The 6,105-nt window shown below is 37.2% G+C and carries 3 protein-coding genes; 1 reads left to right on the top strand and 2 read right to left on the bottom strand.

The window, feature by feature from the left end:
- Window positions 1–27: 27 nt before the first annotated feature.
- Complete coding sequence (locus VNJ50_RS07975; protein WP_325580706.1) at window positions 28–651, bottom strand: hypothetical protein; 624 nt, start codon at window positions 649–651, stop codon at window positions 28–30.
- A gap of 210 nt (window positions 652–861) precedes the next feature.
- On the opposite strand from VNJ50_RS07975, the gene VNJ50_RS07970 reads away from it, so the two are divergent.
- Window positions 862–4,377, top strand: a complete 3,516-nt coding sequence (locus VNJ50_RS07970; protein ID WP_325580704.1) for an SNF2-related protein — start codon at window positions 862–864, stop codon at window positions 4,375–4,377.
- Window positions 4,378–4,653: 276 nt separating this feature from the next.
- On the opposite strand, the gene VNJ50_RS07965 is transcribed toward VNJ50_RS07970, so the two are convergent.
- Window positions 4,654–5,142: a hypothetical protein gene (locus tag VNJ50_RS07965; RefSeq protein WP_325580703.1), complete on the bottom strand. Its 489-nt coding sequence runs from the start codon at window positions 5,140–5,142 to the stop codon at window positions 4,654–4,656.
- Between the last annotated feature and the right edge of the window lie 963 nt (window positions 5,143–6,105).

Here is a 6,105-nt window from a genome sequence, read left to right as displayed (position 1 = left end):
AGTGTATTTACCCATTGGTGTTATATCTTATTCTTTACAAGAATTCGCCATTTGTTGTGCGCGTTCCTTTCCCCAATTTGGATGGAAAGGCGATTCTGGCTTAAAGTTAGCAAAAAGTTTTATGGCTTTTTCTATGTCCTTACAAAATGGTTTGGTGTCCTGACCAAAAAAACGTGCCGTTCCCATATGCCATTCCGCTCTTCCCAAAACTACCATCGGATTGGTAGGTGCTAAACCATAAGCTTTGTCATATAAGTCTGATATTTGAGCCGAATATAACACGCCATAAGTCATGCCATCAAACGCCACCCAATTAATCAAAATCAGTGCCTGCATCGCCAAAATATCGGCGTTGTCTTTTTCGATGGCCATCGCTTTATCAATATAATTCTGGGCTTTTTGTAATTGTGTACTAACTTTTTCCGGATCCTTTTCGTTCCAAGTTTTTAAACTATTGATTTGCGCCATGTAGTAATTTGGCAACCATTCGTTGGGTTCAGAAACCGTAAGTTGTTCAAAAATAGGTTCAGCTTCGTTCCATTTATGATCTTGCAAAAGTTCTAATGCGTTTTGCATTCCGTCGTTATAATTGGTCTGTGCAGTTAATGTTTTGGCAACAAATAAAACCGCGATTACAATGAGATATTTCATGAAATGTCATTTAAGTGTTAATGATTAAGTGTGTAATTCCAATTGGATTATAGCACAAATATCTACTGAACCCATAAATTTTTAAAACTTAGATGACCGAGTTGTTAAATGAAAGAGCTGAATTGTAAAATGCCCAAATAATACAACAATAGTTAGCTAAAAACATTATTTTTAAAGACCTTTTTTAAAATTCAAAATTTATCAAAAAACATGGCAAACGATTACGGAAAAACTTGGTGGGGATTACAATGGTTAAACACTTTATCGAATATTGATTACGATAACCGACTGCCACGAGGAAAGAGTTATGCACGGAAAGGAGCCGTTACAAAAATCACGATTAATGGCAACCGGATAGAAGCTAAAGTAGCAGGTTCTAGGCCACGACCTTATAATGTGGACATTACCTTACCGCCGTTTTTTGAACCTGAATTAGGGAATTTTATTAAGGAATTAGCTAAAAGGCCAACCTTGATTTCAAAGTTGTTAAACCGAGAGCTTGATCCCGAGGTATTGACCATTGCCGAAAATTTGGGGCTAAAAGTGTTTCCTAAACAATGGACAGATTTTAAAATGCAATGTTCGTGTCCGGATTGGGCCGTGCCTTGCAAACACTTGGCCGCTGTGGTGTATAAAGTAAGTGCCGAAATTGATAACAATCCGTTTTTGGTATTTGAATTACACCTTGTTAATCTGATTGAAGAATTGAATAAACTTGGAATTTTTGTCACGCCCCAAAAGTCTAAAATTCCAAAAATCACGGACTTATACTTTGATTCAAAAAAGAAGAAAACCAAGGACTATAATCCCGATAGTGCGTATCAAAAGCTATCATTTTCAAAGCTATCTCCTATTCATGAGCCTTTGGTTGCTTTGTTGAGTGATTTTCCTGTTTTTTATCAAGGTTCAGGAAATTTTAAGGATAAATACAAATCTAAAATTTCAAGAACCGTAAAAGCAGCAGATCGTGTAATCAAGGGAAAGGTTTCGTTAGAAAATTTATTTATAAAGGCCAATGTTCAAGCCCAGAAAATCAATAAGCGCAGTCTGCAAAAAGTGACCATTGACGAAGCGTACCAATCCAAAGTTTTTGTGAATGACACCCAATTTTCATTTTTGGATTTCTTATACCAAATAACTCAAATCCATTCTTCCAAAACAGTGGATTATCAGCCCTCAACAGCATCTTTGCACACCGTTTTGCATTTTGCGGTTCATCTTTTGGCAAATGGAGCCGTTATTCCCCAGATAGTCCAATTGCCTAACAGGGCGTTTTCCGTTCGTTGGCTGCCTGCCATGCTCAACAAGCAAGTGCGTGAATTGGTAGAAAAGTTAGAGCATATTTTGCCGCCCGAAACCTTTCTTTGGGAAGACAAAAAAGGTCAAAAAGCAATTAATAGCCAACAGGCATTCAACCTCTTGTCTCTATTTTTGACGGAGATCGTCCATATTCTGGAGGATGTGCCCAATAATGATCTGTTCCTGAATATATTTTTCAGAAAAGAAAACTACGATTTTAAAAAACCCGGGGAAGAAGCCCTAAGCGGTGGAATTTCGGCTTGGACACAGAAGTATTTTATTGCACAGGGTAATTATAAGCCTCAGATTATAGTTTCCGAGTTGGCAAATGACAACTTCCTGATAACGCTCAATATCAAAGACAACTTGAAGGAGCCCACAGCAGCACCGTATGAGCTGAAAAATGTACTAACATCCAATACATTTGATAAAAATCGTTATGAAATCCTGCAAAGTCTAACACAATTAAGTGCGTTTATTCCAGGTTTGGATGCCTACATCAACAGTCAGGGCGAAGATAAAATAGTGATGGACAATGCCGTTTTTACTCCTTTTCTGATGGATATTATCCCAGCTATCCAACTGTTGGACATAGATATTTTATTGCCCAAAGCTTTACAAGAAATTTTACGGCCAAAAACTTCCGTGAAAATCAAACGTAATTCGGCAGGAAAATCGTTTTTAAGTCTCGGTCAACTCTTTGATTTTGATTGGCAGATTGCCATTGGTGACACTTTGATGAGTGAAGGTGAATTTAAACAATTAATCAAAACATCAAACGGGCTACTAAAATATAAGTCAAATTACATCTATGTCGATCAGAGCGAAATAGAGAAAATATATAAGCATTTTACTACCACAAAAGACCTTTCTGCTTTTGAAATGCTGCGTGCTGCTTTAGGTGGTGAATACCACGGAAACGCGGTAGCTTTGACTGACGAGGTCCGGGATCTGATTGCCGAACTTACGAACTTTTCAACCATTGCATTACCGAAAGGAATCCAGGCGCAATTACGCCCCTATCAACACCGCGGATTTTCGTGGCTATATCGCAATGGTAAAATTGGTTTTGGCTCTGTACTTGCAGATGATATGGGATTAGGAAAAACCCTACAAGTGATCACCACGCTGCTGAAATACAAAGAAGATGGTTTGCTTGAAAATCAAAAGGCCCTGGTTGTTGCACCTACGGGATTATTGACCAACTGGCAAGCCGAAATCAAAAAGTTTGCGCCTACTTTAAACGCTAAAATCTATCACGGATCCCAGCGTAAACTAGATAAAGATGATGATTTTGACATCTTAATTTCTTCCTATGGCATTGTACGCAGCGATGTTAAGGATCTGAAAAAGAAAAAATGGCATGCGTTGGTTATTGACGAAGCACAGAATATAAAAAACACCAATACCGAACAAACCAAGGCCATTAAAGCCATTGGTGCCAATCATTTTATTGCAATGAGTGGAACACCGGTCGAAAACCGGCTGAGCGAACTGTGGAGCATTATGGATTATAGCAACCGTGGTTTTTTGGGGAATGCCAAAGAGTTTAATGAAACCTACGGCAATCCAATCCAGCAATTTAATGATGTTGCCGTAGCCGAAAACCTAAAAAAAGTGACTGCACCCTTTATGATGCGCCGGCTAAAAACCGACAAATCCATTATTACCGATTTACCGGATAAAATTGAAATGGATTGTTATACGTCATTGACCAAAGAGCAGGCAACTTTATATGAAGCGACCTTAGAAAAAGCAATGAAAGACATTGAGGAAATGGAGCTTTCGGATAATCGTGCCATGTTTGTGCGCCAAGGTTTGGTTTTACAAATGATCATGGCATTGAAACAAATTTGCAACCACCCGACCCAATTCCTAAAAAACAACGTACTTGATCCTGCGTTAAGTGGAAAAATGGAACTATTATTTGATAAATTGGACAGCATTATTGAAAGTGGCGAAAAGGTATTGATCTTTACACAATACACCGAAATGGGAAAACTGCTACAGCACTTTATCAGTGAGCGCTACAAAGAAGATCCCCTCTTTTATCATGGGGGCTCTACCCTAAAAAAGCGCAAAGAAATGGTAGAAAATTTTCAGCACAACCGGGCCGACAAGATATTTATTTTGTCGTTAAAAGCTGCTGGAACGGGACTGAATTTAACGGCTGCCAATCACGTCATCCACTTCGATTTATGGTGGAATCCGGCGGTAGAGGCTCAAGCCACCGATCGGGCATATCGCATCGGCCAGAAAAGTAATGTCATGGTACATCGTTTTATCACTAAAAACACCTTTGAAGAAAAAATAAACGAAATGATCCAAGCCAAAAAAGTACTTGCAGAAATGACTGTATCGACCGGAGAAAACTGGATCGGAAATTTGAGCAACAAGGAATTAAGAGATTTATTTGTAACAAGATAGTGATTTGAATCAAGAACTTCGGGGTATTAAAACCCACTGGTGGGAATAAAAATAAGAAAGTCCATTTTTTTTGAAGCAATAAGACTTATCATAGTGATCCATTGGTTTTCTTAAACCCTTAAGACTTCTATTTTGATAAGCTCACAAACAGACATCCTATAAACATTAAAGACCAATGCAAAAAAACATTGGTCTTTCCAAAAAGAAGGATTTTGATGCCCCAAAACTCAATACATCCTTGAGGACTTTGCCCATAACAAAAAACACTTAGCACTATTAGTTATTAGCCATTCTGTAATCTCTCAAAATGCGTTCAATTTCATATTCAAGATCAGACAAATAGAGCTCAACAACTTTCTCGTCTTTAAAACTTCCGGTTTCTTCCCAATAGGATTTTCCGGGATGGGCACTTTCCCATTTCTTTTTCGCAGTGGTTGCGCTTTCAGTAAAATACACTTCGGTAAGATCTCCTAAAGCATCGCTTAATCCTAACCTGGTTTTTTCTGCTGCAGGATAAAGTCCATGTCCAATATAAACGGTTCCCTCCACGTCAAAACTAAATTTTTTAGGCACATAACCTTTACCAAAGTCTATTCCTGCCTCTTTTAATGCAGTAAGCTCATTACTTTCAACCTTATAATACTTTTTTAAGTACAGTTTGGCATTAACTGTTTTCATTGTCGTAGCAGGACCTTCATATCTTGTCTCAAAGACTACATAGCCATCAAATCCATTGATATTGGAAAATCTCACGTTGTGCTCCATGGATCTCTTCTGCCCATATACTACAGACAGGCTCAATGTTAAAAATACCAGTAAAATATGTTTTTTCATGATTTAAAGTATTTGAGTTAATAAAAATTGAGTTTTTTGTATGTACAACCATTCATGCTTTAATGCACATCTAAATATAATAACTAAAACACTGAAAGTCAACACCTACTTCCAAATATTTTTTAAGCTGTCTTCTAGTTAAAAATCCATCGACCAACTTTTACCAAACCTTAACAAAAACAAACCATTGATTATAATTAAGATGAATAAAAATGTGTTTAGTACACAAAAAAAATCGGTTTAATTAATTTCTAAAAAATCGGTTTTGCCCATTACCTTAAAGGGAGCCGGATTTTCCTTGATTCACCCTTTAGGGCAGGGGTGGAAAACCTAGGAAAATCTATCAAATAAATTTATTGTCGTGTACCAATAAAAATGTGCTATTCAGTAGCGTCGGGCGGCATATTATTAGTTTCATTAAGACAAATTTCTGGCCGCAGCACAGACATTGATTAAAAACACAGTCCTTTCCATGTCATGGTCAGTACTTAACCCAACATTAAATTTATTAAAATAAGAGAAACCACTCCAACAATCAACGATAACCGTTTTGAGTTTAAATCGTTTATTCGCCCTGAAATAGAGATCATATAAATGATTGAAATTAAGCCCACGATAAAAGAAGCGATCCAGATTATTCTTGAAAATAACTACAAACTATTTGTAACTGAAAAAGGATAGCCTTTAATCGTTCGCATAATAATGTTTGTCATGGCACAATAAATCCAGAAGTCTACATTGTTAGTGCCCTGAATAATTTTCTTTTCAACCTTTGTTCAATAATCATATTTGTAATTGGAAAAGCATTGAGAAAGAAAATCCGAACAAAAGCGAACTTATTACAATGAGCTGGCTTGCAAGAGCATTCCATTATTCACAAGAAAGTTCCGTCAT

The organism is Gelidibacter sp. (assembly GCF_035577925.1).
In the GTDB taxonomy this organism is placed as follows: Bacteria; Bacteroidota; Bacteroidia; order Flavobacteriales; family Flavobacteriaceae; genus Gelidibacter.
Note: the sequence above shows the minus strand (reverse complement) of the source record. Positions and strands in the feature narration are given on the sequence as shown.